A 26,015-nucleotide genomic window follows, 5' to 3' on the forward strand; every position below is an offset into this window, starting at 1 on the left:
CGATCGTCATCGCATTCGTGATGCTCCTCGTCATCTGGGTCGTGTTCCTCAACGCTTTCCCCGAAGTCGGACCGCGCGTGGGCAAGACCCCGGCCGACGTGTGGGAGTACCTCTTCACCGGAAGCCGATCCGCCGAGGCGCGGTCGAGCCTGTTCGGCAATCTGCGGATCACGTTGCGCGACGCCGGAGTCGGCTTCGTCGTCGGCATGGGCGGCGCGCTCGTCATCGCCGCCGTGTTCGTGCTCTTCCGCAGCATCGAGCAGACGTTCATGCCCGTCGCGATGCTGCTCCGCTCCGTTCCCCTGGTCGCACTGACCCCGATCATCGTGCTGATCTTCGGCCGCGGCATCGTCGGCGTGACGGCCATGGTGGCGATCGTGGTGTTCTTTCCGGCCCTGGTGATGATCATGGTGGGCCTGCGTGAGGCACCGAAGCAGGCCCGCGACCTCATCGCCGCGTACGGCGGCAACTCCTGGACCGCCATGCGCATGGTGGCGGTGCCGTCCGCGCTGCCGTCGGTGTTCGCTGCCGCTCGAATCTCGGTGCCGGGCGCGCTGATCGGAGCGCTCATCGGCGAGTGGCTCGGCAGCGGGCAGGGGCTCGGGTCCTCGATGATCAAGGCGATTCCCAAGTACCAGTACAACGAGCTGTGGGCGTCGATCGTGGTCATCACCGTCGTCTCGATCGTGCTCTACGCCATCGTCGGTGTCTTCGAGAAGGTTGCGTTGGCGAAATACGGACCGAACGCCGGAAAGACGTAACACGCCCGACACTTTTGCCGGTTCGCGGGCAAACTGAACGAAACGGAACAGCCCTAGTGTTCCGCCCATGACACAGAATTTCGACCGCCGTTCGTTCTTCCGTTACTCCGCTCTGGCGGGTGTGGCCGTGGGCGGCACCGCAGTCCTGGCCGCGTGCAGCAGCGGCGGCGACTCGTCGTCCGCGGGCGGCACCTCGGACGACGGCAGCACGTACGGCACGGTCGCAGTTCAGCTGTCGTGGATCAAGAACATCGAGTTCGCCGGTGAGTACTTCGCCATCGAGAAGGGCTATTACAAGGACGCGGGCTTCGGCAACGTCGACCTGATCGCGGGCGGTGCCGCCGGCACCGGTGTCGAAGCGGGACTCGACACGGGCAAGGTCTGGATCGGCATGTCGGCGCCGCAGCTCACCGCGCCCGCCGTGCTCGACGGGCTGGAGGCGAAGATCGTCGGAGCCACGTTCCAGAAGAACCCGTTCGCCATCGTCAGCTCGGCCGCGAAGCCCATTCGCACACCACAGGACATGGTGGGCAAGAAGATCGGTGTGCAGGACTCGAATCAGCTGGTGTTCGGCGCGCTGCTCGCGGCGAACGGTCTCACCGAGAGTCAGATGACGATCGTGCCCGCACAGTTCGACCCGAGCCCACTCGCCAACGGCGAGGTGGACGGCTGGGTGTCGTACGTGACCAACGAACCGATCACGCTCGCGGCCAAAGGCTTCCAGAACACCAACTTCCTCTTTGCCGACTTCGGACTGCCGCTCGTGGCCGAGACGTTCACCGTCAAGCAGGAGACCATCGACAACGAGCGTGACAAGCTCAAGGCGTTCCTGAAGGCGGAGATCCTGGGCTGGAAGGATGCCGTCGCGAGCCCTGCGGAGTCCGCACGACTGGCCGTGGAGATCTACGGCAAGGACCAGAACCTCGATTTCGAGGAGCAGACCGCCGAGGCGACCGCGCAGAACACCCTCGTCGTCTCCCCCGACACCGAGGCCAACGGACTGTTCACCATCTCCCAGACGCTGATCGACGAGAACATCGCAGCGCTGGCGAAGGCCGGAATCGACATCTCCGCCGACGAACTGTTCGACATGTCGGTCCTCGCGGAGGTCTACGCGGAGAACCCCGACCTGAAGTAGGCGTTAACCCGAGCTGGACACGATGACCGGCGCCATCACCGCAACCATGACGGCGGCATTCACGTCCTGCACGGCCCGTCGCACCGCGGCTCCCGCGAAGTCGCCGTCGGCAATCTGCTTGGCGCGCTTGGTGATCACCCGGCGGTCCGCGTCGCGCATGACCTTGCCCACCGCGTCGATGGCGCACAGGAGCGAGACGACGGCGGCAACACGGGGCTGCGGAGTGGCGCCGTCGACGAGGACGGCGTGGAGGGCATTTCTGATGCCCGCTTCGTAGGCCGTGTCGCGCGCAGGCCACGCGGTCGTGGGGAACAGTCCGAGAATTTTCCCGCGCTTCTCGTCCACGAAACCTTGCGCAACCAGACGCGACGCCACCTCGTCACGCAACCCCTTCTGCAGCTTCTCGATGGCGCGCTTCGGCGTCATCGGACGTGAGCTGGTGGCCACCGCATCGGTGACACGCTGCAGCAGCGGGTCGGTGGGCGGTGGACCGCCGGCGACGACGAGCCGACCCTTCTTGACCTGTTCACCGTCTCCCGACACGCGCAGCACTCCGGTCATCGCCAACTCGAGCACGAGCGACCCGGCCAGCACGCGAGGAAGTTTGGTGCTGTCGACGACAGGCTTACCGGACCCGTCGTCGAGCAGGAGCAACAGCACGTCCTCCGCAATCAGAGTCATGACTCGACCATACTTGCGTCCGTGCCGGAATAGAGTGCGGTTCATGAGTACTCCGTACCGCGCAGCGTTCACCTCCGCCGCCGAGGACCCCGAGACGTTCTGGTTGGAGGCGGCGTCCGCGATCGACTGGGTCGTCCCGCCCACTCGCGCTCTGGACGACTCGGCCCCGCCCTTCTATCGGTGGTTTCCGGGCGCGGCACTCAACACCTGCTACAACGCACTGGATCGGCACATCGAGGCGGGCCACGGTGAACGCACCGCCCTGATCTACGACTCCGCGATGATCGGCGCCGCGCAGTCGTTCACCTATACCGAATTGCTGCGGCAGGTGGCGACGTTCGCCGGAGCGCTGACCGCGCACGGCGTCGGGGCCGGCGATCGGGTCATTCTCTACATGCCCATGATTCCCGAAGCCGTCGTCGCGATGCTCGCCTGCGCACGGATCGGAGCCGTGCACTCGGTGGTCTTCGGCGGGTTCGCCGCCAAGGAACTCGCCGCGCGCATCGACGACGCCGAGCCGGTCGCTCTCGTCACCGCGTCCGGCGGGCTCGAGCCGGGCCGAACCGTCGAATACCTGCCCTTGGTCGCGGCGGCACTCGAGATGTCGACGTCACCTCCGTCGGTGGTGATCGTGAAGAACCGGCCGCAGATCGGCGGTGACCTTCCGGCCGGCTGGCACGACTGGGACGAGGTGACCGCGCACGCCGAACCGGCTGCACCCGTGGCGGTTTCGGCAACCGACCCGCTCTACATCCTGTACACGTCGGGCACCACCGGCAAGCCCAAGGGCGTCGTCCGCGACAACGGCGGCCACGCCGTCGCGCTGACGTGGTCGATGAAGAACATCTACGACGTCGGCCCCGGTCAGGTCATGTGGACCGCATCCGACGTCGGATGGGTGGTGGGGCACTCCTACATCGTCTACGCGCCGCTGCTCGTCGGCGCCACAACCGTTCTGTACGAAGGCAAACCGGTCGGGACGCCCGACGCGGGAGCGTTCTGGCGCGTGATCGACGACCACAACGTGCGCGCGCTCTTCACCGCTCCGACCGCCCTGCGCGCCATCCGCAAGGTCGACCCCGACGCGGCGCTGCTTGCCGATCACGACGTGTCGTCGCTCGAAACGCTGTTCGTGGCCGGCGAGCGACTCGATCCCGACACCTACGAATGGGCGACGCGCATTCTCGGCAAGCCCGTCGTCGACCACTGGTGGCAGACCGAGACCGGGTGGGCGATCTGCGCCAATCTCCGCGGCCTGGAACCGATGCCGATCAAAGCCGGATCACCGACGGTGCCGGTTCCCGGGTTCCGGGTGGGCATCGTCGACGAGAACGGCGGCCCCGTCGAGGCGGGCGACGAGGGCAACATCGTGATCGCTCTTCCGCTGCCTCCCGGCACCCTCGCCGGACTGTGGAACGACGACGAACGGTACGTGAAGTCGTACCTCTCCGCGTTCGACGGGTACTACCTCACCGGCGACTCGGGATTCGTCGACGCCGACGGGTACGTCTCGGTCCTCGGACGCACCGACGACGTCATCAACGTTGCCGGACACAGGCTTTCGACCGGCAGCATCGAAGCCGTCGTCGCGTCGCACCCCGCCGTCGCGGAGTGCGCCGTCATCGGTATCCACGACGAGATCAAGGGCCAGCGGCCCAGCGGCTACGTCGTCCTCAAGGCCGGCACCGAGGTCGACGAGGAGACGCTGCGGTCCGAACTCGTCGCGATGGTCCGCGACCAGATCGGCGCCGTCGCGACGTTCCGCGACGTGACCGTCGTGCAAGGTCTGCCGAAGACCCGGTCGGGGAAGATCCTGCGAAAGACCATGCGGCAGATCGCCGACGGTGACGAGGTGGTCGTGCCCTCGACCATCGAGGATGTGTCGGTGCTCGATGCGTTGAGGGGGCTCTGACCCCCCTACTTGATCTTCCCGAACCTCTCCAACGACACCTGCCGCTCGTGGGAGTGATCGACGATCTGCTCTACGTACTCCTCCGGCCGGCCCTTCTTCAGCGCGTGCACGGCCTTGCCCTCGACGCCGCGCAGCTCGGGTACCCAGCGCCGCACGTAATCGCCTGTGGGGTCGAACTTCTCACCCTGAGTCGTGGGATTGAAGATGCGGAAGTACGGGGACGCGTCGGTGCCGGTTCCCGCCGTCCACTGCCACCCGTGCTGGTTGCTGGCCAGATCACCGTCACGCAGCTGCTGCATGAAGTAGCGCGCGCCGCGCCACCACGGCAGGTGCAGGTCCTTCACCAGGAACGACGCCACGATCATGCGCACCCGGTTGTGCATCCAGTGCTCGGAGTTCAACTGACGCATGCCGGCGTCGACGATCGGATATCCCGTCTTGCCCTCGCACCACGCGTCGAACAGCTCGTCGGCGTGCTTGCCCGAGTCCAGCTCGATGGCGTCGAACTTCTTGATGTAGTTCTCCCGCGCGCTGTCCGGGCGGCGGGCGAGGATCTCGGCGTAGAAATCACGGAAGCACAGTTCGCGGCGGTAGGACTCGGCACCGGCGTTGCGCAACTTCGCGATGTCGGCCAGCAGGGTTCGCGGGTGGACGGCCCCCCACTTCAGGTGCATCGACATTCGGCTCGTGGTGTCGAGATCAGGACGATCGCGCTCGTCGTCGTACTCGCGAATGCGATTGTCGTGGAACTCCTTCCACTGCTTCAGTGCAGCCTTCTCCCCGACCTCGATGTCGACGTCCGCACCCTTCTCGGTCGGGATGTCGACGCGCTTCGGGCCACCGGACAGATCGGACGGGTCGATCCACGTCGCCGTCTTGACAGACGTGTCCGCCGGGCCCCGCCAGCCGTGATCGAGCCAGCGGCGATAGAACGGGGTGAACACCTTGAAGCCGTCGCCGTCGTCCTTGGTGATCCGGCCGGGTGAGACGGCATACGCCGAACCGGTGGCCACCAGGTCCACCTTCTCCCCGACGGCCGCATCGCGTTCGCGGCCGTAGGGGCCGAAGTCCTCGGAGACGTGTACCTCGGACGCGTCGATCGCCTTCGCCACCTTGGGCACGACGGTGGTCGGGTCGCCGCGCACCACCAGGAGCTTGCCGCCGAGCTGCTCGTCGAGCGCGGTCAACGAGCGGTAGAGCACGTCCCGTCGCGCCGAGCCGGACGGCTTCAGCAGCCGATCGTCCAACACGAACAGCCCCAGCACCGAACCGTCGGTCTCGGCGGCGCGGGCCAGGGCTGGGTGGTCACCGAGACGGAGATCGCGGCGGAACCAGAGAACTGAAGGCATGAGGGGAGTATGCCCACATACCCTGTGCGCGAAAACCGGCCCTCCAGGGCCGGTTTTCGCGCACAGCGGCTACAGCACGTACAACATCTCCTGATACGTCGGCAGCGGCCACAGATCGTCGGCCACGATGCCCTCGAGCTCGTCCGCGGCGGCGCGGACGGCGTCCATCGCGGGCAGCAGCTCGTTCTGCGCGTGCTTGGCGTGCTCGAGTGCGTCGTCCCCGCCCTCGTGAGCCAGTGCGCTCTTCAATGTGGAGAGCGCGGTGCGCAGTGCCGTGATGGGCGCGGTCACCTCGGCGAGCGCGGTGGTGTCGGCCTCCACGCCGGCACTCTTCAGCGCCGCGACGTTCTGAGCGAGCTCGGTCTGGTAGCGGACGGCGGCCGGGAGTACGGCCGTCGTGCCCATCTCCAGCGTGAGCCTGGCCTCGACCCCGATCGTGAGGATGTACTGCTCGAGCCCGATCTCGTAGCGGCTGTGCATCTCTCGGTTGTTGAACACGTTGTACTTGTCGAAGAGGTCCATCGCGTCCTGCGAGATGAGCTCCGGCAACGCGTCGACGGTGGTCCGCAGGTTCGCAAGACCGCGCGATTCGGCTTCGATGGGCCACGTGTCGGAGTACCCGTCGCCGTTGAAGACGACGGCGCCGTGATCGGTGATGATCTGCGTGAGCAGGTTCTGCACGGCCTCGTCGAAGTCGGTGCCGTCGGCCACCGCGGTTTCGAGCGTGGTCGCGATGTAGTCCAGCGAGTCGGCCATGATCGTGTTGATCGTGACCATCGGTCCGTTGACCGTCTGCATCGAGCCCGGCGCGCGGAATTCGAAGCGGTTGCCGGTGAACGCGAACGGGCTCGTGCGGTTTCGGTCGCCCGGGTCGGTGGGCAGGATCGGCAGCGTGTCGACGCCGATCATCATGGTGCCCTTGCCCTTCGACGACGTCGCCGCGCCCTTGGCGATCTGGTCGAAGATGTCGGCGAGCTGGTCACCGAGGAAGATCGAGATGATCGCGGGCGGTGCCTCGTTGGCGCCGAGACGGTGATCGTTGGTCGCGGAGGCCACCGATGCGCGCAGCAGGCCGGAGTACTTGTGCACCGCGCGGATGACCGCCGCGCAGAAGACGAGGAACTGGGCGTTCTCGTGCGGGGTGTCGCCGGGCACGAGCAGGCTCCCCAGCTCGGCGTTGCCGAGGGAGAAGTTGACGTGCTTGCCGGATCCGTTGACGCCGTCGAACGGCTTCTCGTGGAAGAGGCATTCCATGCCGTGCTTCTTGGCGATGGTCTTGAAGGTCGTCATCAGCAGTTGCTGATGGTCGGCTGCGACGTTGCCACGCTCGAACATCGGGGCGATCTCGAACTGGCCGGGCGCGACCTCGTTGTGCCGGGTCTTGGCCGGGATACCGAGTTTGAAGAGCTCGTGCTCGGTGTCCATCATGAAGCCCAGTACGCGCTCGGGGATGGCGCCGAAGTAGTGGTCGTCGAACTCCTGACCCTTCGGCGGCTTGGCGCCGAAGAGGGTGCGGCCGGCGTTCATCAGGTCCGGGCGCGCGAGGAAGAAGTGACGGTCGACCAGGAAGTACTCCTGTTCCGGACCACAGAACGAGACGATGTTGCCGGGCTTGTCGTGTCCGAACAACTTCAGGATCCGCTCGGCGTGCCCGCCCATGGCCTGCTGGCTGCGCAGCAACGGCGTCTTGTGGTCGAGCGCCTCACCGGTCATGGAGACGAAGACGGTGGGGATGCAGAGGGTGTTGCCGTTCGGGTTCTCGAGCACGTAGGCCGGGCTGGTGACGTCCCACCCGGTGTAGCCACGGGCTTCGAAGGTGTTGCGCAGGCCGCCGTTGGGGAAGCTGGACGCGTCGGGCTCGCCCTGGATGAGCGTCTTGCCGGCGAACTCGGCGAGAGCGGTGCCGTCGCCCGTCGGGTCGAAGAAGCTGTCGTGCTTCTCGGCGGTGAGACCGGTGAGCGGGTAGAAGACGTGGGCGTAGTGCGTCGCGCCCTTTTCCAGCGCCCAGTCCTTCATGGCCGAGGCGACGGAGTCGGCGACGGCGGGGTCGAGTTTCTTGCCGCCCTCGATCGTGGCCATGACGGACTTGAACACGGACTTGGGCAGCCGCTTCTGCATGACGATCTTGCTGAAGACGTTCTCACCGAAGAATTCGCTCGGGGTCTGCGACACCGAGAAGTCGAACGCAGGCGGTACATAGGCCTCGACGTCCTGGATGGCCTGCAGGCGAACGGCGTTTCCACTCATTTTTCCAAACCCCTAAGGAAGAGCCACAGGGTTCCGCACCCGGTTGCGCGGACTCCGACCTCGGGACTGTACGAAGCGGTCGTGGCGGGAGTGTTTCGTAACTGTGACCACTGCAATGCACAATTGCCTGGTGACCGACACCGCCGCCACCGTCCTCGTCGTCGACGACGACGCGGACGTGCTCGCGTCCCTCGAACGCGGTCTGCGACTGTCGGGCTTCTCCGTCCTCACCGCCGTCGACGGCGCCCGCGCGCTCGACGCGGTGCGCGACGACGACCCCGACGTGGTGGTGCTCGACATGAACATGCCCGTGGTCGACGGCAACGGAGTGGTCACCGTGCTCCGCGCCAGCGGAAACGACATTCCCATCTGCGTGCTCAGCGCCCGCAGCTCCGTGAACGACCGCATCGCCGGCCTCGAATCCGGCGCCGACGACTACCTGACCAAGCCGTTCGTCCTCGCGGAACTGGTCGCACGCATCAACGCGATGCTTCGTCGCCGCGGCAACACGACAACGTCCGGACCGGCCACCACGACATCGGTCATCGGGCCGCTCGCCATCGACGAGCCGGGATACCAGGCGACGCTGTCCGGCCGACCCCTCGATCTGACGAAGCGCGAGTTCGAGTTGCTCGCCGTTCTCGCGCGCAACGCCGGCGTGGTGCTCTCCCGTGAACGACTCCTCGACCTGGTGTGGGGCTACGACTTCGTCGCCGACACCAACGTCGTCGACGTCTTCGTCGGCTACCTGCGCCGCAAGATGGAAGTGGACGGCCACGCGCGCATCCTGCACACCGTCCGCGGCGTGGGTTTCGTGCTGCGAGCCTCGTGAGAAGTCCGCGTCGATCGTTCTCGCTTCGGGCCCGCGTCGCGGCGGCCGCTGCCCTCGGAGCTTTGGTCATCGTGACGGCCATCGGCGTCTACGTCTCGTTCGCCATCTCCCGCAACAACGTCTACCAACTCGACCGACGCCTGGAAACCGCATCCGACGTGATCGTCACGCGCGCACAAACATTCGAGATGTTCCTCGGCAACCTCAGCGAGTCGCGTGCATTCGGGATCACGATTCGCGACGACGGCCGGATCCGGGCGACGACGCGACCCGAGCTCCCCGACCTTCCGGCGGGCAGCGCCACCGCCGACGTCGACGGCACCGAGTTTCGCGTGTTCACCGCGGTCGTCCCGGACCGGCCGACGACCACCATCTCGATCGCGGTCCCGCTCGCCGAGGCGCAGGACGTCACCACCTCGCAGCGACGGCAGGTTCTCGTCGCCGGTGTGCTCGCCGTCGGCGCCTCGACCGCGCTCGGCTGGATCTTCGGCGGCAGCGCTGTGCGCCCACTGCTGCGCCTCACCGCTCAGGTCCGCAAGCAACCGCCGACTCCGCCGCAGTCCAAGACGGGTGTGCGGGAGGCCGACGAGCTCGCGGCGGCGGTCGGCGACATGCTCGGCCGGGTCACGGACGCGCAGAACCGCACCGAAGCCGCCCTCGACACGGCTCGGGACTTCGCCGCCGTGTCGGCCCACGAACTGCGCACCCCACTGACCGCCATGCGTACGGACATCGAGGTGCTGCGAACCCTCGACCTCGACGCGACGCAGCGGGCCGAAATTCTCACCGACCTCCAGCGCACCCAGGGCCGTGTCGAGGCGACGCTCGCCGCCCTCGAACGACTGGCGTCGGGCGAGCTGTCGTCGGATTCCGATCGTGTGGCCGTCGACGTCGCCGACGTGGCGGACCTCGCGGCGCAGGACGCGATGCGCCACTTCCCGTCCTTGGAGGTGCGCGTCGACGCGGGGGGTCCGGTCGTGGTGCGCGGGTTCGCGACGGGTCTGCGGCTGGCCCTCGACAACGCGATCACCAATGCTGTGCGGCACGGCAGTGCCGGCCTGGTGGTGATCGGCCTGGACCGCACGGGCGACTCGGTCACCGTGACCGTCGACGACGACGGGAGCGGCCTTCCCCAATCCGAACGCGAGTCGGTGTTCGGCCGGTTCGAACGCGGCAGCGGTGCGGCGAAAGGCGGCTCCGGCCTGGGCCTCGCGCTGGTCGCCCAACAGGCCGACCTGCACGGCGGCACCACCCGCTTCGAGACGAGTCCGCTCGGCGGGGCCCGCCTGGTGCTCGAACTGCGCGACGGCGGCGGGCCGGACGTAGCGCAGCCGTAACGTCCGTGCGTGAGGATGGCGGGATGGACTTCGAAGTACCCACGGTCGATATCTCTCCGTACGTCGACGGCGGATCGGCGCAGGCACGCTCGGGTGTGGCGGCCGACATCGACTACGCTTGCAGCACAGTCGGATTCGTCCAGGTGGTCGGACACGGCGTTCCCGACGAGGTGATCGACGGTCTCGCACGCGCCATGGACTCCTTCTTCGGCATGCCGCCGGCGGACAAACGCGCCTTCGTCACGCCGCCGTCGATCAATCGCGGCTACACCGCGCCGAAGAGCGAGTCGTTGTCGCTGTCCCTCGGTGTGGAGTCGGCCGACCGGATGAACGACTTCTTCGAGGCCTTCAACGTGGGCGCGCAGGCGTCGGACCATCCTGATCAGGGTCTACCGGAGGCCGACTATCCGGCCAACCTGTGGCCGTCCGACGACTTCCGGGGCGGAGTCGAGGCGTACTACGCGCACGCAGCTCGGGTGGCCCGAACCCTGACCGACATCTTCTCCGATGCGCTCGGCACCTCGATCTCCGACCTGACCGACCATTCCGTCGACACCCTGCGGATGAACAACTACGCCCTTCCACCCGGTGACATCGAGCTCGACGGCGATCTCACCGGCATGGGAGCGCACACCGACTACGGCATCGTCACGGTGCTGTGGGCCGATCAGGTTGCGGGCCTGCAGGTTCTGGGGTCCGACCGGATCTGGCACGACGTGTCACCCGCCGACGGTGCGCTCCTGGTCAACCTCGGCGACCTCACGGCGCGGCTGACCAACGATCGCTGGATGTCGACCCTGCACAGGGTGAAGCCCCCGGTCGTCGACGGGACCATTCGCCGTCGACGGTCAGCGGCGTTCTTCCACGACGGCAACATCGACGCGGTGATCGCACCGCTTCCCTCGCACGGCCCGCCGCTCTACGAGCCGGTCACCGTCGCCCAGCACATTCGAGCCAAGCTGGCCGGGTCCCGCGAGGGCAAGTCGAACAGCTCTGCCGAGCGGGAAGCCGCGCGAGTGACTGCTGCCGAGCAGTAACTCCTAGCCGACGCCGAGAAGATCGATCACGAAGACCAACGTCTTGCCGGAGAGCCGATGTCCCCGGCCGGCCGGTCCGTAGGCCATCTCCGGCGGGACGGTGAGCTGACGGCGTCCGCCGACCTTCATTCCGGGAATGCCCTCCTGCCAGCCGGCGATGAGGCTCTGCAACGGGAAGTTGATCGACTCGCCGCGATTCCAGGACGAGTCGAATTCCTCGCCGGTGTCGAACTCGACGCCCACGTAGTGCACCTCGACCTTGCCGCCGGGTACGGCTTCGTCGCCGTCGCCGATGGTGATGTCTTCGATCACCAGGTCGGTGGGAGGGGGTCCTGCCTGGAACTCGATCTCGGGCTTCGTCACTGAAATCTCCTCGTCGGTTCGCGTCTCGTACGAACCGACTCTAACGCGAGGCAGGTCAGCCGATGGGTTGCGGCATCCGCTCGGCGCGGTAGGAGCAGTCGATCGTGTTGCCGGTCGCGGGGTCCTTCAGCTCGACGCGCCACGAATCGGCGAACTGGTCGACGCCGGGGATCATCGAGATCGTGCCGGAGATCAACACGGTGCCGCGGCGCAGCAGGCCACGCTCGTCGAGAACGTCGAGCCAGTAGCTCGGCGCCAGCAGGTCGGCGAGCGATCCCTGCTGGATGACGGTGTCGCCGTCGACCCACGCGGTCAGGGTGATCTCGTCGATGCGGTCCGCGACGTCGCTCAAGCGCCACGCCTTGCGGCCCAGCACGTCCGGGGCAGCGTTCTTGCTCCATGCGACGCTGTGAACCTCGAGGTCACGGTCGGTGTGATCGCACGCGACGGTGAGCAGAACGTCGTTCGCGGTGTCGCCGAGGACGATCAGGGCCCACTCCGCCTCACCCGACGTGCGGCCGTGCTGCACGGCGACCCGATCGGTCTGCTGGGCCAGGTAGGGCGAGATGGGGTACATGGCCGGAATGGTCTGCGGCGCAGGGATTCCGAGCTCGGCCAGTTCGTCGATGTGCGACTGCACCTCGGCCTGGTCGCGGCCTGCGTAGCCGGCGTTCAGGAGGGTGGTCACCGTGATGGTCTCGGTGGTGCCGTCGGGAAGTTCGAACGTCAGGTCGGTCATGTCGGAGCTCCTGCTCTGTTTGTCTCGACTTCGGTGCTGTCGTGACTTCGGTGTGGTCGTTACTTCTGTGTTTCGATGCGTCTCAGCCCTTGCGCATACGTCTTGTATACAGCAAGTATATGGAGGTACCAACCGATACGATCGACTTCGAAAGGAGGCGTCATGGAGGGCACACCCACCGCCACCTCGGCGCCCGACGACCGCAAAGGCCTGGCCAAGGCCTTCGCGGCGAGCCTCACCGGAACCGCACTCGAGTGGTACGACTTCGCCGTCTACTCCGCCGCGGCGGCCCTGGTCTTCCCGCAGGTCTTCTTTCCGGACAGCGATCCGCTCACCGGCACGCTTCTCGCCTTCTCCACCTACGCCGTCGGTTACGTCGCGCGCCCGATCGGCGGTTTCGTCTTCGGACGCCTCGGAGACGTCATCGGACGCAAGCAGCTCCTCGTCATCACGCTGCTCATGATCGGCGTGACCACCTTCTTGATCGGTCTGCTTCCCGGGTACGGAAGCATCGGCGTCGCGGCGCCGATCATCCTGGTCTTCCTCCGCTTCGCGCAGGGCGTCGCCGTCGGCGGCGAATGGGGTGGCGCAGTTCTTCTCTCCAGCGAGTACGGCAACCCACGCCAACGCGGATTCTGGGCGTCCGCTGCCCAGATCGGCCCGCCCGCAGGCAATCTGCTGGCCAACGGATCGCTGGCACTGCTGACGGTGACGCTGACCGAGGACCAGTTCGAATCGTGGGGATGGCGCATCGCGTTCCTCTTCTCCGCCGTTCTCGTCGCCTTCGGCCTGTGGATTCGCCTCAAGCTCGAGGACACCCCGGTGTTCAAGGCTATGCAGGAAAGCGGCGAGCGACCCGACGCGCCGATCTCCGAAGTCTTTCGCACACAGAGACGTTCGCTGCTCGCGGCCATCATGTCCCGTATCGCACCCGACGTGATCTACGCGCTGTTCACGGTCTTCTCCATCACCTACGGCGTGAACCGTCTCGGGTTCGTCCGCAGCGAGGTGCTGACCGCCATTCTGATCGGATCCGCGTGCCAACTCGCGCTCATCCCGTTGGCCGGCGCCCTGTCGGACCGCATGAACCGGCGCCTCCTCTACGGAATTGCTGCCGTCGGTGGTGCCGCGTGGGTTGCGATCTTCTTCCTCATGATCGGCGGCGGGTCGTTGGGCCTGCTGATCCTCGGAGTCGTTGTGGGACTGGCGTTCCACTCGTTCATGTACGGCCCGCAGGCAGCCTTCGTGACCGAACAGTTCGATCTTCGACTGCGCTCGACCGGTAGCTCGCTGGCGTACACCATCGCGGGCGTGTTCGGCGGAGCGTTGGCACCGATCATCTTCACGCTGCTGCTCGACAAGCTCGACAGCTGGGTCCCGATCTTCGTCTACATCGTGATCGTCGGCATCGTGACCGTTGTCGGGTTGCTGCTCGGCCGCGGCCCGGACGTCGCCGAGGAAGAGCGGTACGTCGCGTCGCGACTGCCTACGCCCGCAACAGAATCGATGTCGTGACGGCGAGATGATCGTCGATCGCCCGGAACGCCAGGTCCTCGTCGCCCGCAGCCAGCGCGTCGACGATGGCCTGGTGTTCTCCGCACACCTGATGCTGGCGGCCCTCCGCCTCGATGATGGCCGACAATCCGACGCGCAACTGACGCGCACGCAGTCCCGCGTAGGTGCGCGAGAGCAATTCGCTTCCGGCCGAGTCGATGAGCGCCTGATGAAACAGACCGTCCCAATGGATGAATTTCTTCGACGCGTCGTCGGACCGGTTGTCCGCCAACGTTTCCTGCTCTGCCAGCGCATGGGTCATCTCCGCGACCGGAGCGTTCCCCCGAGTGATCGATCGCGATGCGGCGTGCCGCTCGAGCACACCGCGGAGGCCCATCAGCTCTCCGATCTGACGGCCCGACACCGGCGGCACGTACGCGCCTCGTTTGGGCACCATCTCGATCAACCCCTCGGACACGAGGAGCAACAACGCTTCTCGGACGGGGGTGCGAGACACACCGATCGCCGTCGCCAGCTCGCCCTCGTTGAGAAACGTGCCGGTGGACGCGGGCGAGGTGAGAACCTGATCGCGGAGATAGGCGTACGCGCGATCGCGACCGGATTGCATACACTAGGTATACCCGATGAATGGAGTGATCGATGAGAATCAGCCTCGCCCAGGTGACCGCGTCACGGGACCCGCAGGAGAACCTCGTTCTCGTCGAGAAGCAGATCGACGCCGCCGTCGCCGCCGGATCGAGCCTCGTCGTCTTCCCCGAGGCGACGATGAAATCGTTCGACGGACCCATCGTCGACGCCGCCGAACCACTCGACGGGCCCTGGGCCGGCGCCGTGCGATCGCTGGCCGCGGCCGCCGGAGTCACGGTGATCGCCGGAATGTTCACACCCGCCGACAACGGTCGCGTCCACAACACCCTGCTCGTCACCGGAGGTGGCGTCGAGGACTCGTACCACAAGATCCACCTCTTCGACGCTTTCGGTTTCGCCGAATCCGACACCGTCGCACCGGGTTCCGAACCACTGGTCGTCACGGTCGACGGGGTGAGCGTCGGCGTCGCCACCTGCTACGACATCCGCTTCCCCGGCCTGTTCCAAACTCTCGCCGACCGGGGAGCGCGGCTGACCGTGGTCCCGGCCTCCTGGGGACGCGGGCCGGGCAAGGTCGATCAGTGGACGCTGCTGGCGCGGGCGCGTGCGCTGGATTCGACCATGTTCATCGCCGCGTGCGATCAGGCAGACCCGGAAGCGTCGGGCCACGAGGTCAAGGGCAGCGCACCCCTGGGCGTCGGCCACTCGCTGGTGGTGGGCCCGAACGGCGCAGTACTCGACTCGCTCGAGGGCGCACCCGGACTGCTGACCGTGGACATCGACGTGGACGAGGTCGATGCGGTGCGCAAGACGTTGCCGGTGCTGGCGAACCGGCGGTTCTGAGCACGGAACCAAACGGACCCAATGTGACGTTCGGTCCACTATTGCTACCGAACGTCACATTGGGTCCGAAAGAGGTTGGGCCCAGAGCCGAGCGAACTACCGCTCGCCCGCTCCCTTGTACTCACGCTCGGTGTAGCCGGTGTAGATCTGGCGCGGACGGCCGATCTTGCCGTTCGGATCCTGGTGCATTTCCTGCCAGTGCGCGATCCATCCCGGCAGACGACCCAGGGCGAAGAGCACCGTGAACATCCGCGTCGGGAAGCCCATGGCGCGGTAGATCAGGCCGGTGTAGAAGTCGACGTTCGGGTACAGCTTGCGCTCGACGAAGTAGTCGTCGGCCAATGCCGATTCCTCGAGCTTGAGCGCGATCTCGAGGAGCTCGTCGTTGCTGCCGAGCATTTCGAGGATGGTGTGCGCCGTCTCGCGGACGATGGCGGCGCGCGGGTCGTAGTTCTTGTAGACGCGGTGCCCGAAGCCCATGAGCTTCACGCCGTCTTCCTTGTTCTTCACCCTGCGCAGGAAGTCGGCGCTGTCGCCGCCCTCGTCCTTGATGCGGTCGAGCATCTCGAGCACGGCCTGGTTCGCGCCGCCGTGGAGCGGACCCCACAGTGCGTTGATGCCGCCGGAGATCGAGGTGAACAGGTTCGCATCGGAGGAGCCGACCAGGCGCACCGTCGACGTGGAGCAGTTCTGCTCGTGATCAGCGTGCAGGATCAGCAGCATGTCGAGGGCATTGATGACCTCGGGGTCGGCCTCGTACGGCTCGGCCGGCAGACCGAACGTCATCCGCAGGAAGTTCTCGACGTAGCTCTTGGAATTGTCCGGGTACAGGAACGGCTGACCGACGGACTTCTTGTACGCGTACGCCGCGATGGTCGGCAGCTTCGCGAGCAGGCGGATGGTCGAGAGCTCGACCTGCTCGGGATCGTCGGGATCCAACGAATCCTGGTAGTACGCCGACAAAGCGTTCACTGCGCTCGAGAGCACCGGCATCGGATGCGCGTTGCGCGGGAAGCCGTCGAAGAAGCGCTTGAGGTCTTCGTGCAGCAGGGTGTGCCGACGGATGCGGTCGGTGAAGTCGTCGAGCTGGCTTGCCGTCGGGAGCTCGCCGTAGATCAGGAGGTAGCTGACCTCGATGAACGTCGATCCCTTCGCGAGCTGCTCGATCGGGTATCCGCGGTACCGCAGGATCCCGGCGTCGCCGTCGATGTAGGTGATGGCCGACTTGGTCGACGCGGTGTTGACGAACCCGCCGTCGAGCGTGGTGAAGCCGGTGGTGGCAAGCAACTTGCCCAGTTCGATGCCGTCGTTGCCCTCGGTGGCCTTGGAGATGCCCATCTCGTATTCGCCACCGGGGTAGGTGAGCGTGGCTTTTGCGGCGTTGTCAGCGTTCTCAGCGGGCACGAATGGTCCCTCTCGAGCTCATGTGTACGGACACGGTGGTAACCAACTTCAGGTCTCGCAGATAGAAACTAGTCGCCCGTCAGCTCGTTCGCCCAGGGAGGGTCCGCACCGGGCCGCGAGACCGTGATCGCCGCAGCGCGCGCGGCGAATCCCAGCACCTCGCGCCACCGTTCCTCGGTGAAGGTCCGTAGCCGCTCGACGGACAATTCGCCCGCCCGATCGAGACAGTGCAGAAGCGCGCCGTGGACGGTGTCACCCGCACCGATCGTGTCCGCGACGCTCACTCTGACTCCGGGCACCGCGATCTCGCCGTCGACGGTGATGACGGACAGCCCCTCGTCGCCGCGCGTGACGACGATCGCGGTGATGCCGGCCGCCAGCCACTGCTCGGGCGTGGTGCCCTGCTCGCCCTCCGCCAGCCACCCCGCGTCCTCGACGGACACCTTCAGGATGTCGACGGACGGCAGCCAGGTGCGGAACCGCCGACGGTATTCGTCGCCGTCCGTCATGGCCGCCGGGCGGATGTTCGGGTCGAGCATGGTCAGCACGCCGTGCCCGTGGAGGCGGTGCAGCAACGCGCCGTAGACCGACGCACCGGGCTCGTACAGCAGCGACAACGTGCCGAACGACGCGGCTTCGATGTCGTCCGGAACGACGTCGGGGTCGCGCACCAGCCGGTCGGCGGTGCCGTCGGCGTAGAACGAGTACGCGGCGGCCCCGCTCGGATCGAGCGACGTCAGCGCCAGCGTGGTGGGCTCGTCGCCGCGCTGCAGAATCGAGGTACGCACGTCCGACGCGTGCAGCCAGTCGACGAGATCGCGGCCGAACGCGTCGTTCGAGATGCGGGAGAGAAATTCGGCGTTGCTGCCGAGCCTCCCCAGTGCGACGGCGACGTTGAACGGTCCCCCGCCCAGCCTCGGCGCGAGCAACGGCCCGCCGTCGTGTGGCACCAGATCCACCAACGCCTCACCGCACACCAAGATCGTCACAGCTGCCCCCCGACAGTCGATTCCTGCGTCTTCGGGTCGTTCCGCAGGCTCCACTCCTGCATCAACCCCCACGTCCCCGACCACGTCTCCCCCGGCTCCAGGACGATCAGATCGATACCCGAATTGAGCGCGTCGACGGGCGACGTCATGGGCTCGATCGCCAACGCTCGGCCGCGATCGGGATACGCCTGATCGTTCTTCGGGTCCGCCGTGAACACCTGGACCCATGGGAACTTCTCGTCGGTCCACAGCACCGTCGCGGGCGCGTCGGGCGCGGTCAGTCGGCACCGGGTAATGCCGTCGGCGTCGGGCACGAGGGCGCTGAACGGAGTGTCCAGCCACACCCCCTTCAACGGCCGGGGCGCCGAGAGATCGAACTCGGTGCCCGCAACCGGAACCGACTGTCCCTCCGGCAGGTTGCGTTCCGAGTCCACCGGCAGGCGCGTCCCCGCAGCGACGGACAGAATGCACTCGTCCAGCGGTGTGTCACCGGCTCGGACGAACGAGTGGACACCGAGGGCGAACGGCGCGTTCGTGTCCCCGATGTTGGTGGCGGTGTGGGTCACGGTGAGTCCGGTCTCGCCCACCTCGTGCACCACGCCGATGCGTAACGGGTACGGCCAGCCCGGTTCGTCGCCCACCTCGATCGTCTGCTCGACACGAGAATCGGTGTGCGCCACGAGCGTCCAGTCGCGCCGGCGCACCAACCCGTGACTGGCGTTGTTCTTGGCGGGCTCGGTGATCTCCAGCTGGTTCTCGCGACCTTCGAACGTGAAGCGGCCGTCGCGCGTGCGATTGGGCCACGGCGCCAGGACCAACCCGGCCGACAGCGGCGGCTTCTGGCCCGCGGGCCAGGTTTCGGTGAGCGCACGTCCGTCGCGCGTCAGCACGCGCAGACCCGCGCCGGTGGCCACGACCTCGGCTCGGTAGGGCCCGCTTGCAATGACGTAGGACTCGGTCATCCTCCGAACGCTACCGGCCTCGACAAAATTCTTTGTTAGCTTGGGGAGTGCCTTCGAGAGCCTTCACTCCCGTGATCAACCGCACCGCGGTCGACATCGTCGTGGTCGTCGCGGCGTTGGTCGGCTTCAATCTCACTGCGCACTACGCGCCGACGCCGATCGCCGTGGCTGCGGTTCCGGTGGGGGCAGTGGTGTTGCTCCTCTTCGCCCGAGCGCGCGGTCTGCACTGGAGCGACCTGGGTCTGAAGAACTGGGGCCGCGGGGCCAAGCACGGTGTGACCGCTGCCGCCGTGACCCTTCTCGTCGTCGCGGTGGCCGCCTCGATTCCGTTCACGCAGTCGGCGTTCCTGAACGAGCGATATGGAGTCAACGTCGGGGCCACGTTGTTCGCGGCTCTCGTCATCATCCCGCTGCAGACCGTCGTCCCCGAAGAACTGGCCTTCCGCGGAGTCCTGCACGCCAACCTCGCGCGCCGATTCGGAATCCGCGGAGTCGCCGTGATCGGTTCACTGTTGTTCGGGTTGTGGCACGTCGCGTCGTCGCTCGGCCTGACGTCGGGCAACGCCGGATTCTCGTCGGTGCTGGGCACCGGCATCTTCGGTCAGGTCGTCGGTGTGTGCGGCGCGGTCGCCGGCACCACGCTGGCCGGATTCGTGTTCACCTGGCTTCGGCACCGCGGCAAGTCGATTCTGGCGCCCATCGGTCTGCACTGGGCACTCAACGGCGCGGGAGCCCTTGCGGCACTGACCGTCTGGCAGCTGACGGTCCACTAGCCGGTCAGAGTCCCAGCCGCTCCGCCAGGTCGACGACGACCTCGTCGTAGTACCCGTCGTAATCGGTCACCGACCCCACGAGGTGCCCGAACCGTTCGAACGAAATCGTCCCGAAGATGGTGGTCCACGCCGTCAGGGTGCTGCGCACCAGCGCATCGTCGATGAAGTCGCCGTCCTCTCCGGTTCTGGTGCGGAACTCGTTCCGAAGAAACTCACGAGCGCCGACGTAAAGCTCCTTCTCTGCGCTCCCGCGCTCGGATGAGCCCTTGTGTGCGTCGAGCACGATCGACACGAGGACCATCGTCGTTCGCGTCGCCGGCGCGATGGTGTTCTCGGGCGCCACGTAGCCGGGCACCGGCGATCCGTACAGCAGGGCGTACTCGTGCGGATGGGCGTTCGCCCAGGACCGGATGGCGCGGCAGGTCGACATCCAGCGCCCCCGATGATCCTCGCGATCGTGCGGGGCGTCGGCCGTCTCCGCGGCGGCACCGAGCTCGTCGTAGCACTGGACGATCAGGGCCGTGAGCAGCTCGTCACGGCTCGACACGTATCGGTAGACCGCCGACGAGACCATTCCGATGTCGCGCGCCACTGCCCGCAGCGAAAGCGCCGCGGGTCCGATCTCGGCCAGCTGAACACGCGCCGACGCCAGGATCCGGTCGGTCACGTCGCTGCGGTTCTGCGCTCGCGTCATGGTTCGACAGTAACAAAACGAGAGCAGTGCTCTTGACAGATCGGCGAACGCAGCTCATGCTTCGTTGTGAGAGCAGTGCTCTCACTTCCTTCTTCGAAAGGCTTACGCCATGTCCGATCGTCATATCGTCGTCGGGGCCGGCCCCGTCGGTAGCGCCGTCGCCCACCTGCTGGCCGAGCGCGGATCCGAGGTGGTCGTGGTGACCAGACGCGGAACCGCAGTCGAGTCGGCGCACGCGGTCGCACTGGATGCCTCCGACGCAGACGCACTGACCGAGATCACCGAAGGTGCTGTGGCGCTGTACAACTGCGCCAATCCGAGCGACTACACGACGTGGCAGGACGTGTGGCCCCCGCTCGCGCGATCACTGCGCTTGGTTGCGGAACGCACCGGAGCGGTCCTTGCCGTCACCGGATGCCTCTACCCCTACGGCCCGGTCCCCGGTGGCCGCATGGTCGAAGGAATGCCCGACGCCGCCACCGACCACAAGGGCGTCCTGCGCGCACAGATGTGGGCCGAATTGAAGGATGCGCACGACGCGGGGCGGCTGCGCGCCGTCGAGGTTCGCGCGTCGGACTACATGGGCCTCGGCGTCGGACAGAACGGCCACGTCACCCGCGTCATGCCCACGGCGCTGAAGGGCAAGACCGCGTGGGTGATCGACGCGAAGGATCAGCCGCACTCCTTCACCGACGTGCTCGACGAAGCGCGAACCCTGATCGCCGTCGTCGATCGACCGGACACGTGGGGCCGCATCTGGCACGCACCCACCAACGCGCCCCGGACACTGGAGCAGGCGATCACGGATTCGCTGGCGGCGGTGGGGCGCCCGCCGGTACGCGTGGCCCGCATTCCGCGCCTGGCAACCCGCGGCATGGGACTGGTCGTCCCGATGATGCGCGAGCTCAACGAGCTGTCCTACCAACGCACGTCGCCGTACATCCTCGACTCGACGATGACCGAGAAGGAGCTGGGGCTGGCACCGTCGCCGTGGGAGGACATCTGCCGCCGCAGCGCCACGCTGTGAATCAGTCTCGGGCCACGCGGTACTTCACGAAGGCCGGAATCGCCAGCGCCGCAACGACGACGCCCACGACCACCAGGACGCCGCCGCCCGCAGCGGCGACCGCGGTTCCGACGTAGACGGCCGTGAACCCGTGCAGCACGTCACCGATGCGCGGGCCGCCTGCGACGACCACGACGAAGACTCCCTGCAGGCGTCCCCGCATCTCGTCGGTGGCGACCGACTGAAGCATCGAGCTGCGGAACGCCGCAGAGATCATGTCGGCGCCGCCGCCGAGCGCGAGGAACGCCAACGCCACGTAGAGAGCCCACGACACCTCGCCGACGACGGCCACGCCGACCGAGACGCCGAACCCGATCATCGCCACACCCCACACGACGATGCAGACGATCACCGCGACGCCCTGCCGCTGCACACGCGGAAGCCACCCCGAGAACACCCCGCCGAGAATGGCGCCGGCGGACAGAGCGGCGAACAACAGCCCGAGAACGAATCCGCCCTCGAGGGGGTCGCCGAAGGTCTCGTGCGCGATCTGCGGGAAAAGCGCACGCGGCATGCCGAACACCATCGCGATGATGTCGACGACGAACGACGCCAAGAGCACCTTCTGCGTGGTCAGGTACGCGAACCCGGCGAGCACTTCCCGAAGGCCCGCACGACGGGACTCCCCCGTCGGCGGAATCTTCGGCAGCCGGTACACCGCCCACAACGTCGCGGTCAGGAACACCGTGTCGATCAGATACAGCGTCGACAGTCCGAAGGGTTTGATCAGTACGCCTGCGAGGAGCGGTCCGGCGATGGCACCGAAGTTGAACACCGTCATGTTCAACGAGTTCGCCGCGGGAAGTTGCTGAGGCGGAAGCAGACGCGGAATGATCGCGTTGCGCGTCGGCTGGTTGATCGCGAAAAACGCCTGCTGAATTCCCAGTAGCACCAGCACGATCCACACGTTGTTCAGACCGAGGAACGCTTGAACGAACAGCAACGCCGAGGTCGACCCGATTCCGACCGAGCTGATCATCAGCAGCGTTCGCCGGTCCATGACATCGGCGAGTGCCCCACCCCACAGTCCGAAGACGATGAGGGGCACGAGCGCGAACACACCGGCCAATCCCACGTACGCCGAGCTTCCGGTGATGGCGAACAGCTGTTGCGGCACCGCGACGATGGACAACTGCGCGCCGATCACCGTCACGATTCCGGCGACCCACAGTCGGCGATAGTCTCTGTTCTGCAGCGGTGTGGTGTCCGCCAGGATGCGCGGACTCACGGTTGGAGGCGGCTCGATACTGCGGCGCCGGTCTCGTCGATGTCGACTCGTATCCTGTTGTGCAGTCTGTTGTTTCGACCCTGCCAGAACTCGACCGACGTCGGCCCGATGCGAAAACCGCCCCAGTCGTCGGGCACGGGTATCTCGTCCTGCCCCTCGAAACGAGCGGTCACCTCGGCCAACTTGGCCTCGAGTGCTTCCCGCGACGAGATCGGACTCGACTGCTCCGACGCCCACGCACCCAACCGGGATCCGCGAGGCCGGGTGTTCCAGTAGGCCTGCGTCGTCGCCGCGTCGACTCTGGTCACGGGGCCGCGGAAGGTCACCTGACGCTGGATCGCAATCCACGGAAAGGTCGCCGATGCGTACGGATGCGACTGCAACGCTATACCTTTGGCCGAACCGTAGTTCGTGTAGAACACCACGCCCTCCGCGGTGATCTCCTTGCACAGCACCGTGCGCGTCGCCGGATGACCGTCCGCGTCGACGGTGGCGAGCACCATCGCGTTCGGTTCCGCCACGTCGGCCGCGATCGCCTCGTTCAACCACGACGTCACCAGCGGGAACCAGCCGTCGTCGAGCCACGACTCGACGAGGTCGGCGTCACCGCCGTAGCTCACACGCATCGCGGCGAGATCCGCCTTCGCCGGTCGATCGGTGGGGTGAGAGGGATTTGTCACGATCGAGAACGCTACTCCCGGCCGCAGGAGGTTCTCGGGCGGACACTCGACCCGCTATGGTGCTCGGAGTCTTGCCCTTACCGGGGCACACGAGAACGAGGTCAGTCATGCCCGATCAGAGCTCCACGAAGAACGCCGTCCCCGAAGGATTCGTGGGCGGACTCGAAGGCGTGGTGGCGTTCACCACCGACATCGCCGAGCCCGACAAGGACGGCGGCGCACTGCGCTACCGCGGTGTCGACATCGAAGACCTCGTGAGCAAGGGCGTCACCTTCGGCAACGTGTGGGCGCTGCTCGTCGACGGCCGCTTCGGACCTGGCCTGCCCCCGGCCGAACCCTTCCCACTGCCCATCCACACCGGCGACGTGCGCGTCGACGTCCAGGCCGGACTCGCGATGCTCGCCCCCATCTGGGGATACGAACCACTGCTCGACATCGACGACGACACCGCCCGCGAGCACCTCGCACGTGCGTCCGTCATGGCACTGTCCTACGTCGCGCAGTCCGCACGCGGGATCTACCAGCCGGCGGTCCCGCAGTCGCGCATCGACGAATGCTCGACCGTCACCGAACGATTCATGACGCGCTGGAAGGGTGATCCGGACCCACAGCACACCGAAGCGATCGACGCGTATTGGGTCTCGGCCGCCGAGCACGGAATGAACGCCTCCACCTTCACCGCCCGCGTCATCGCCTCGACCGGTGCCGACGTGGCCGCCGCACTCTCCGGAGCCATCGGCGCCATGTCCGGCCCGCTGCACGGCGGCGCACCCGCCCGCGTCCTGCCGATGATCGAAGAAGTCGAGAAGAACGACGACGCCCGCGGCATGGTCAAGGGCATCCTCGACCGCAAAGAGAAGCTGATGGGCTTCGGGCACCGGGTGTACCGAGCCGAAGATCCCCGCGCACGCGTGCTCCGCGCCACCGCCAAGCGGCTCAACGCTCCCCGCTTCGAAGTTGCTGCGGCTCTGGAGCAGGCTGCGCTGGCCGAGCTGCGCGAACGCCGGCCCGACCGCGCGATCGAAACCAACGTCGAGTTCTGGGCCGCCGTGATCCTCGACTTCGCCGAGGTCCCCGCGCACATGATGCCCGCGATGTTCACCTGCGGCCGCACCGCCGGCTGGTGCGCGCACATCCTCGAGCAGAAGCGCCTGGGACGGCTCGTCCGTCCCGCCGCGATCTACACCGGCCCCGAGCCGCGGTCCCCCGAGTCCGTCGAGGGGTGGGGGAATATCGCCTGAGGGGCTCAGGCTCTTCGGGTTCGGGCACCGCGGATTGCGGGGGGGCACCGGGGATTGCGGGGGGATGGAGCGAACCGGGGTGCGCGGAGCTGGGGCACCGCAGATCGCGTCGGGCACTCGTGATAGCAAGGGCACGGGGCTTGGGCACCGCAGATCGCGTCGGGCACTCGTGATCGCAGATGCACGGAGCGAACCGGGGTGCACGGGGCTCGTCTAGGAACGCCGAACCGTTGTCGGCGTGGGCATCGTGGCGGCGATCGCGAACGCTCGGCGAATTCGTTGAGCAAGCTGCTGCGGCGCGGCCAGATCCGCCCAGACCCACCTCACCACTACCCAGCCATGCGAACGTAGCTCGTCTTCGCGCCTCTTCTCCTCGAACGCGACGTCGCCGGCGACCTGACCCGGCGGCACGTGCTTCGTGTACTTGACCTGACCGTCGAACTCGCTGATCACACCCTCCTCCTCGTTCAGGAAATCGCATCGGCCCAAGAATCGACCGTCCGGCGCACACAGCGCAATCTGAAGTTCAGGTGCGGGAAAAGCGAACGTACGTAGCATGACTCGGCTGCGCGATTCACCAACCGTTTCGCTCAGTCCGTCCATGAACTCGACCGCTTCGAGTGCGCGCTTCTGCCCTCGTTGCGGCCTCGACATCACCGAGTCGGCGATGCTTTCCCGAGTGACCGTTCCGGTTCGGAGAGCCGAATCGCCAACGCATACAGCCTGTTCGAATGTCAGCGTTCTGGCGAGATCTGCAACGGTTCGTGCGGGACTGGTCACCCTCATGCCGTCAACGTCAACAACATCCGCAGGCCCGAGTGGCGCGGCGTGCACGTGACGTCGAGTCGTGGTTCGGCCGCTCTTCGCGCGGTCGACGGTCATGTGTACGAGTCGAAGGTCAGGCTTCCACATGGAAAACCCGTGAACCACGGCAGCGGACTGGTGGCTTACCACGCCGTCCGTGGCAGATGCGGTAGCCCGAACGCGCACCATATGATGTTGCGCTGCAGTAAGATTCGTTAATTCGGTGGACGATGCATACACCCCGGGACGAATTGCAGTCAGTCGATCCTGCGCCAGTTCGCGTCGGATATCGCTGTCGGTGCGGCCCGATCCGTGCATCTGCTGCCGTGTCCACAAGTCCGGCCCGACGGAGTCCATGACGGAATAGTGGACGGGCTGGTGCGGCCGCGGTAGTGCTGAACTCGAACTGTGGATTGTTTAGTAGTTCGTCCACAGATCGCGGACAGGGTCTTGCCATCGGCCGCTCGCCGTGCGCTCGCCACTTTGGTGCACCCGCGATCGCAGGTGCCCTGACCCCGGGCATTCCCCTTCGCAACAGGCACCCGCCATCGGCAGTGCCGCGAGCGATCCGAGGTGCCCGAACTCGGGGCACCCCGGTACTCGCCGTGCGCTCGCCACTTTGGTGCACCCGCGATCGCAGGTGCCCTGACCCCGGGCACTCCCATTCGCAACAGGCATCCGCCATCGGCAGTGCCCCGAGCAATCCGAGGTGCCCGAACCACAAACCCCCGAACCACAAACCCCCGAACCACAAACCCGCCCGAACCACAAACCCCATGCCCCGCACGACCGGTTCACGCCCCCGCCCACCCGCCGACTAACCTGAGAACGC

Annotated in this window: 24 protein-coding genes; 11 read left to right on the forward strand and 13 right to left on the reverse strand. The window is 66.6% G+C overall.

Annotated features, from left to right (window positions below):
* Positions 1 to 20: 20 nt before the first annotated feature.
* Positions 21 to 761 (forward strand): ABC transporter permease, encoded by a 741-nt coding sequence (locus tag AC59JP_RS07600; RefSeq protein WP_497325722.1) that lies wholly within the window; start codon positions 21 to 23, stop codon positions 759 to 761.
* A 67-nt stretch (positions 762 to 828) separates the two neighbouring features.
* On the forward strand, positions 829 to 1,899 hold the full coding sequence (locus AC59JP_RS07605; protein ID WP_497325128.1) for an ABC transporter substrate-binding protein: 1,071 nt from the start codon (positions 829 to 831) through the stop codon (positions 1,897 to 1,899).
* 3 nt (positions 1,900 to 1,902) lie between these two features.
* Here AC59JP_RS07605 and AC59JP_RS07610 read toward each other — a convergent pair whose 3' ends face one another.
* Entirely contained in the window at positions 1,903 to 2,580 is a 678-nt protein-coding gene (locus AC59JP_RS07610) for a GOLPH3/VPS74 family protein (RefSeq protein ID WP_497325129.1), read from the reverse strand.
* Here AC59JP_RS07610 and AC59JP_RS07615 point away from each other — a divergent pair.
* Positions 2,579 to 4,492, forward strand: coding sequence for a propionyl-CoA synthetase (locus tag AC59JP_RS07615; protein WP_497325130.1), 1,914 nt, complete (start codon positions 2,579 to 2,581; stop codon positions 4,490 to 4,492). The two genes, AC59JP_RS07610 and AC59JP_RS07615, sit on opposite strands and share 2 nt — an antisense overlap.
* Positions 4,493 to 4,497: 5 nt before the next feature.
* On the opposite strand, the gene AC59JP_RS07620 is transcribed toward AC59JP_RS07615, so the two are convergent.
* On the reverse strand, positions 4,498 to 5,841 hold the full coding sequence (locus tag AC59JP_RS07620; RefSeq protein WP_497325131.1) for a cryptochrome/photolyase family protein: 1,344 nt from the start codon (positions 5,839 to 5,841) through the stop codon (positions 4,498 to 4,500).
* A 69-nt stretch (positions 5,842 to 5,910) separates the two neighbouring features.
* On the reverse strand, positions 5,911 to 8,088 hold the full coding sequence (locus AC59JP_RS07625) for a glutamine synthetase III family protein (RefSeq protein ID WP_497325132.1): 2,178 nt from the start codon (positions 8,086 to 8,088) through the stop codon (positions 5,911 to 5,913).
* 115 nt (positions 8,089 to 8,203) lie between these two features.
* Between AC59JP_RS07625 and AC59JP_RS07630 the strand changes: the two genes are divergently transcribed.
* The 3 genes from AC59JP_RS07630 to AC59JP_RS07640 are packed head-to-tail and all read left to right on the forward strand — an operon-like array spanning position 8,204 to position 11,294.
* Positions 8,204 to 8,920, forward strand: coding sequence for a response regulator transcription factor (locus AC59JP_RS07630; RefSeq protein ID WP_497325723.1), 717 nt, complete (start codon positions 8,204 to 8,206; stop codon positions 8,918 to 8,920).
* Positions 8,917 to 10,257 carry a sensor histidine kinase gene (locus AC59JP_RS07635; RefSeq protein ID WP_497325133.1) on the forward strand — a complete coding sequence of 447 codons (1,341 nt, stop codon included), beginning with the start codon at positions 8,917 to 8,919 and terminating at the stop codon, positions 10,255 to 10,257. The genes AC59JP_RS07630 and AC59JP_RS07635 overlap by 4 nt, the downstream gene beginning before the upstream one ends.
* Positions 10,258 to 10,280: 23 nt before the next feature.
* The gene (locus tag AC59JP_RS07640) at positions 10,281 to 11,294 is read left to right on the forward strand and encodes an isopenicillin N synthase family dioxygenase (protein ID WP_497325134.1); all 1,014 of its coding nucleotides are present in this window, start codon (positions 10,281 to 10,283) and stop codon (positions 11,292 to 11,294) included.
* Positions 11,295 to 11,297: 3 nt separating this feature from the next.
* Here the strand turns inward: AC59JP_RS07640 and AC59JP_RS07645 are convergent, their stop codons facing one another.
* Positions 11,298 to 11,657 (reverse strand): FKBP-type peptidyl-prolyl cis-trans isomerase, encoded by a 360-nt coding sequence (locus AC59JP_RS07645; RefSeq protein WP_497325135.1) that lies wholly within the window; start codon positions 11,655 to 11,657, stop codon positions 11,298 to 11,300.
* 55 nt (positions 11,658 to 11,712) lie between these two features.
* A complete protein-coding gene (locus AC59JP_RS07650; RefSeq protein WP_497325136.1) occupies positions 11,713 to 12,396 on the reverse strand; it encodes a DUF2848 domain-containing protein in 684 nt (227 codons plus the stop codon).
* Between the two features lie 162 nt (positions 12,397 to 12,558).
* Here AC59JP_RS07650 and AC59JP_RS07655 point away from each other — a divergent pair, with 162 nt between their 5' ends.
* Positions 12,559 to 13,911 (forward strand): MFS transporter, encoded by a 1,353-nt coding sequence (locus AC59JP_RS07655; protein ID WP_497325137.1) that lies wholly within the window; start codon positions 12,559 to 12,561, stop codon positions 13,909 to 13,911.
* Here the strand turns inward: AC59JP_RS07655 and AC59JP_RS07660 are convergent.
* The gene (locus tag AC59JP_RS07660; protein ID WP_497325138.1) at positions 13,883 to 14,518 is read right to left on the reverse strand and encodes a GntR family transcriptional regulator; all 636 of its coding nucleotides are present in this window, start codon (positions 14,516 to 14,518) and stop codon (positions 13,883 to 13,885) included. The two genes, AC59JP_RS07655 and AC59JP_RS07660, sit on opposite strands and share 29 nt — an antisense overlap.
* 32 nt (positions 14,519 to 14,550) lie before the next feature.
* On the opposite strand from AC59JP_RS07660, the gene AC59JP_RS07665 reads away from it, so the two are divergent.
* Positions 14,551 to 15,342, forward strand: a complete 792-nt coding sequence (locus tag AC59JP_RS07665; RefSeq protein ID WP_497325139.1) for a carbon-nitrogen hydrolase family protein — start codon at positions 14,551 to 14,553, stop codon at positions 15,340 to 15,342.
* 96 nt (positions 15,343 to 15,438) lie between these two features.
* On the opposite strand, the gene AC59JP_RS07670 is transcribed toward AC59JP_RS07665, so the two are convergent.
* The 3 genes from AC59JP_RS07670 to AC59JP_RS07680 all read right to left on the reverse strand — a co-directional run bounded on the left by AC59JP_RS07670 (position 15,439) and on the right by AC59JP_RS07680 (position 18,697).
* Entirely contained in the window at positions 15,439 to 16,746 is a 1,308-nt protein-coding gene (locus tag AC59JP_RS07670; RefSeq protein WP_497325140.1) for a citrate synthase, read from the reverse strand.
* A gap of 68 nt (positions 16,747 to 16,814) precedes the next feature.
* Positions 16,815 to 17,735, reverse strand: coding sequence for a carbohydrate kinase family protein (locus tag AC59JP_RS07675; protein WP_497325141.1), 921 nt, complete (start codon positions 17,733 to 17,735; stop codon positions 16,815 to 16,817).
* Positions 17,732 to 18,697 carry an aldose 1-epimerase family protein gene (locus AC59JP_RS07680; protein ID WP_497325142.1) on the reverse strand — a complete coding sequence of 322 codons (966 nt, stop codon included), beginning with the start codon at positions 18,695 to 18,697 and terminating at the stop codon, positions 17,732 to 17,734. Before AC59JP_RS07680 ends, AC59JP_RS07675 begins: the two co-directional genes overlap by 4 nt.
* A 71-nt stretch (positions 18,698 to 18,768) precedes the next feature.
* Between AC59JP_RS07680 and AC59JP_RS07685 the strand changes: the two genes are divergently transcribed.
* Positions 18,769 to 19,470 carry a CPBP family intramembrane glutamic endopeptidase gene (locus AC59JP_RS07685; RefSeq protein WP_497325143.1) on the forward strand — a complete coding sequence of 234 codons (702 nt, stop codon included), beginning with the start codon at positions 18,769 to 18,771 and terminating at the stop codon, positions 19,468 to 19,470.
* Positions 19,471 to 19,474: 4 nt separating this feature from the next.
* Here the strand turns inward: AC59JP_RS07685 and AC59JP_RS07690 are convergent, their stop codons facing one another.
* Positions 19,475 to 20,164 (reverse strand): TetR/AcrR family transcriptional regulator, encoded by a 690-nt coding sequence (locus AC59JP_RS07690; RefSeq protein ID WP_497325144.1) that lies wholly within the window; start codon positions 20,162 to 20,164, stop codon positions 19,475 to 19,477.
* Between the two features lie 109 nt (positions 20,165 to 20,273).
* Between AC59JP_RS07690 and AC59JP_RS07695 the strand changes: the two genes are divergently transcribed.
* Entirely contained in the window at positions 20,274 to 21,191 is a 918-nt protein-coding gene (locus AC59JP_RS07695; RefSeq protein WP_497325145.1) for an NAD-dependent epimerase/dehydratase family protein, read from the forward strand.
* Position 21,192: 1 nt separating this feature from the next.
* Here AC59JP_RS07695 and AC59JP_RS07700 read toward each other — a convergent pair whose 3' ends face one another.
* Together AC59JP_RS07700 and pdxH are read right to left on the reverse strand one after the other, a co-directional pair.
* The gene (locus AC59JP_RS07700; protein WP_497325146.1) at positions 21,193 to 22,458 is read right to left on the reverse strand and encodes an MFS transporter; all 1,266 of its coding nucleotides are present in this window, start codon (positions 22,456 to 22,458) and stop codon (positions 21,193 to 21,195) included.
* On the reverse strand, positions 22,455 to 23,084 hold the full coding sequence (gene pdxH, locus AC59JP_RS07705) for a pyridoxamine 5'-phosphate oxidase (protein ID WP_497325724.1): 630 nt from the start codon (positions 23,082 to 23,084) through the stop codon (positions 22,455 to 22,457). The genes AC59JP_RS07700 and pdxH overlap by 4 nt, the downstream gene beginning before the upstream one ends.
* Before the next feature lie 161 nt (positions 23,085 to 23,245).
* On the opposite strand from pdxH, the gene AC59JP_RS07710 reads away from it, so the two are divergent.
* Positions 23,246 to 24,379 (forward strand): citrate synthase 2, encoded by a 1,134-nt coding sequence (locus tag AC59JP_RS07710; protein WP_497325147.1) that lies wholly within the window; start codon positions 23,246 to 23,248, stop codon positions 24,377 to 24,379.
* A 213-nt stretch (positions 24,380 to 24,592) separates the two neighbouring features.
* On the opposite strand, the gene AC59JP_RS07715 is transcribed toward AC59JP_RS07710, so the two are convergent.
* On the reverse strand, positions 24,593 to 24,832 hold the full coding sequence (locus AC59JP_RS07715) for a hypothetical protein (RefSeq protein WP_497325148.1): 240 nt from the start codon (positions 24,830 to 24,832) through the stop codon (positions 24,593 to 24,595).
* Positions 24,833 to 26,015 lie beyond the last annotated feature (1,183 nt).

This window comes from Rhodococcus sp. 320_ES (assembly GCF_059691855.1).

Coding starts and splice junctions, on each gene's coding strand:
- AC59JP_RS07600 (WP_497325722.1), top strand. CDS start 21: ATGCTCCTCGTCATCTGGGTCGTGTTCCTCAACGCTTTCCCCGAAGTC.
- AC59JP_RS07605 (WP_497325128.1), top strand. CDS start 829: ATGACACAGAATTTCGACCGCCGTTCGTTCTTCCGTTACTCCGCTCTG.
- AC59JP_RS07615 (WP_497325130.1), top strand. CDS start 2,579: ATGACTCGACCATACTTGCGTCCGTGCCGGAATAGAGTGCGGTTCATG.
- AC59JP_RS07610 (WP_497325129.1), bottom strand. CDS start 2,580: ATGACTCTGATTGCGGAGGACGTGCTGTTGCTCCTGCTCGACGACGGG.
- AC59JP_RS07620 (WP_497325131.1), bottom strand. CDS start 5,841: ATGCCTTCAGTTCTCTGGTTCCGCCGCGATCTCCGTCTCGGTGACCAC.
- AC59JP_RS07625 (WP_497325132.1), bottom strand. CDS start 8,088: ATGAGTGGAAACGCCGTTCGCCTGCAGGCCATCCAGGACGTCGAGGCC.
- AC59JP_RS07630 (WP_497325723.1), top strand. CDS start 8,204: ATGCACAATTGCCTGGTGACCGACACCGCCGCCACCGTCCTCGTCGTC.
- AC59JP_RS07640 (WP_497325134.1), top strand. CDS start 10,281: ATGGACTTCGAAGTACCCACGGTCGATATCTCTCCGTACGTCGACGGC.
- AC59JP_RS07650 (WP_497325136.1), bottom strand. CDS start 12,396: ATGACCGACCTGACGTTCGAACTTCCCGACGGCACCACCGAGACCATC.
- AC59JP_RS07655 (WP_497325137.1), top strand. CDS start 12,559: ATGGAGGGCACACCCACCGCCACCTCGGCGCCCGACGACCGCAAAGGC.
- AC59JP_RS07660 (WP_497325138.1), bottom strand. CDS start 14,518: ATGCAATCCGGTCGCGATCGCGCGTACGCCTATCTCCGCGATCAGGTT.
- AC59JP_RS07665 (WP_497325139.1), top strand. CDS start 14,551: ATGAGAATCAGCCTCGCCCAGGTGACCGCGTCACGGGACCCGCAGGAG.
- AC59JP_RS07680 (WP_497325142.1), bottom strand. CDS start 18,697: ATGACCGAGTCCTACGTCATTGCAAGCGGGCCCTACCGAGCCGAGGTC.
- AC59JP_RS07690 (WP_497325144.1), bottom strand. CDS start 20,164: ATGACGCGAGCGCAGAACCGCAGCGACGTGACCGACCGGATCCTGGCG.
- AC59JP_RS07695 (WP_497325145.1), top strand. CDS start 20,274: ATGTCCGATCGTCATATCGTCGTCGGGGCCGGCCCCGTCGGTAGCGCC.
- pdxH (WP_497325724.1), bottom strand. CDS start 23,084: ATGCGTGTGAGCTACGGCGGTGACGCCGACCTCGTCGAGTCGTGGCTC.
- AC59JP_RS07710 (WP_497325147.1), top strand. CDS start 23,246: ATGCCCGATCAGAGCTCCACGAAGAACGCCGTCCCCGAAGGATTCGTG.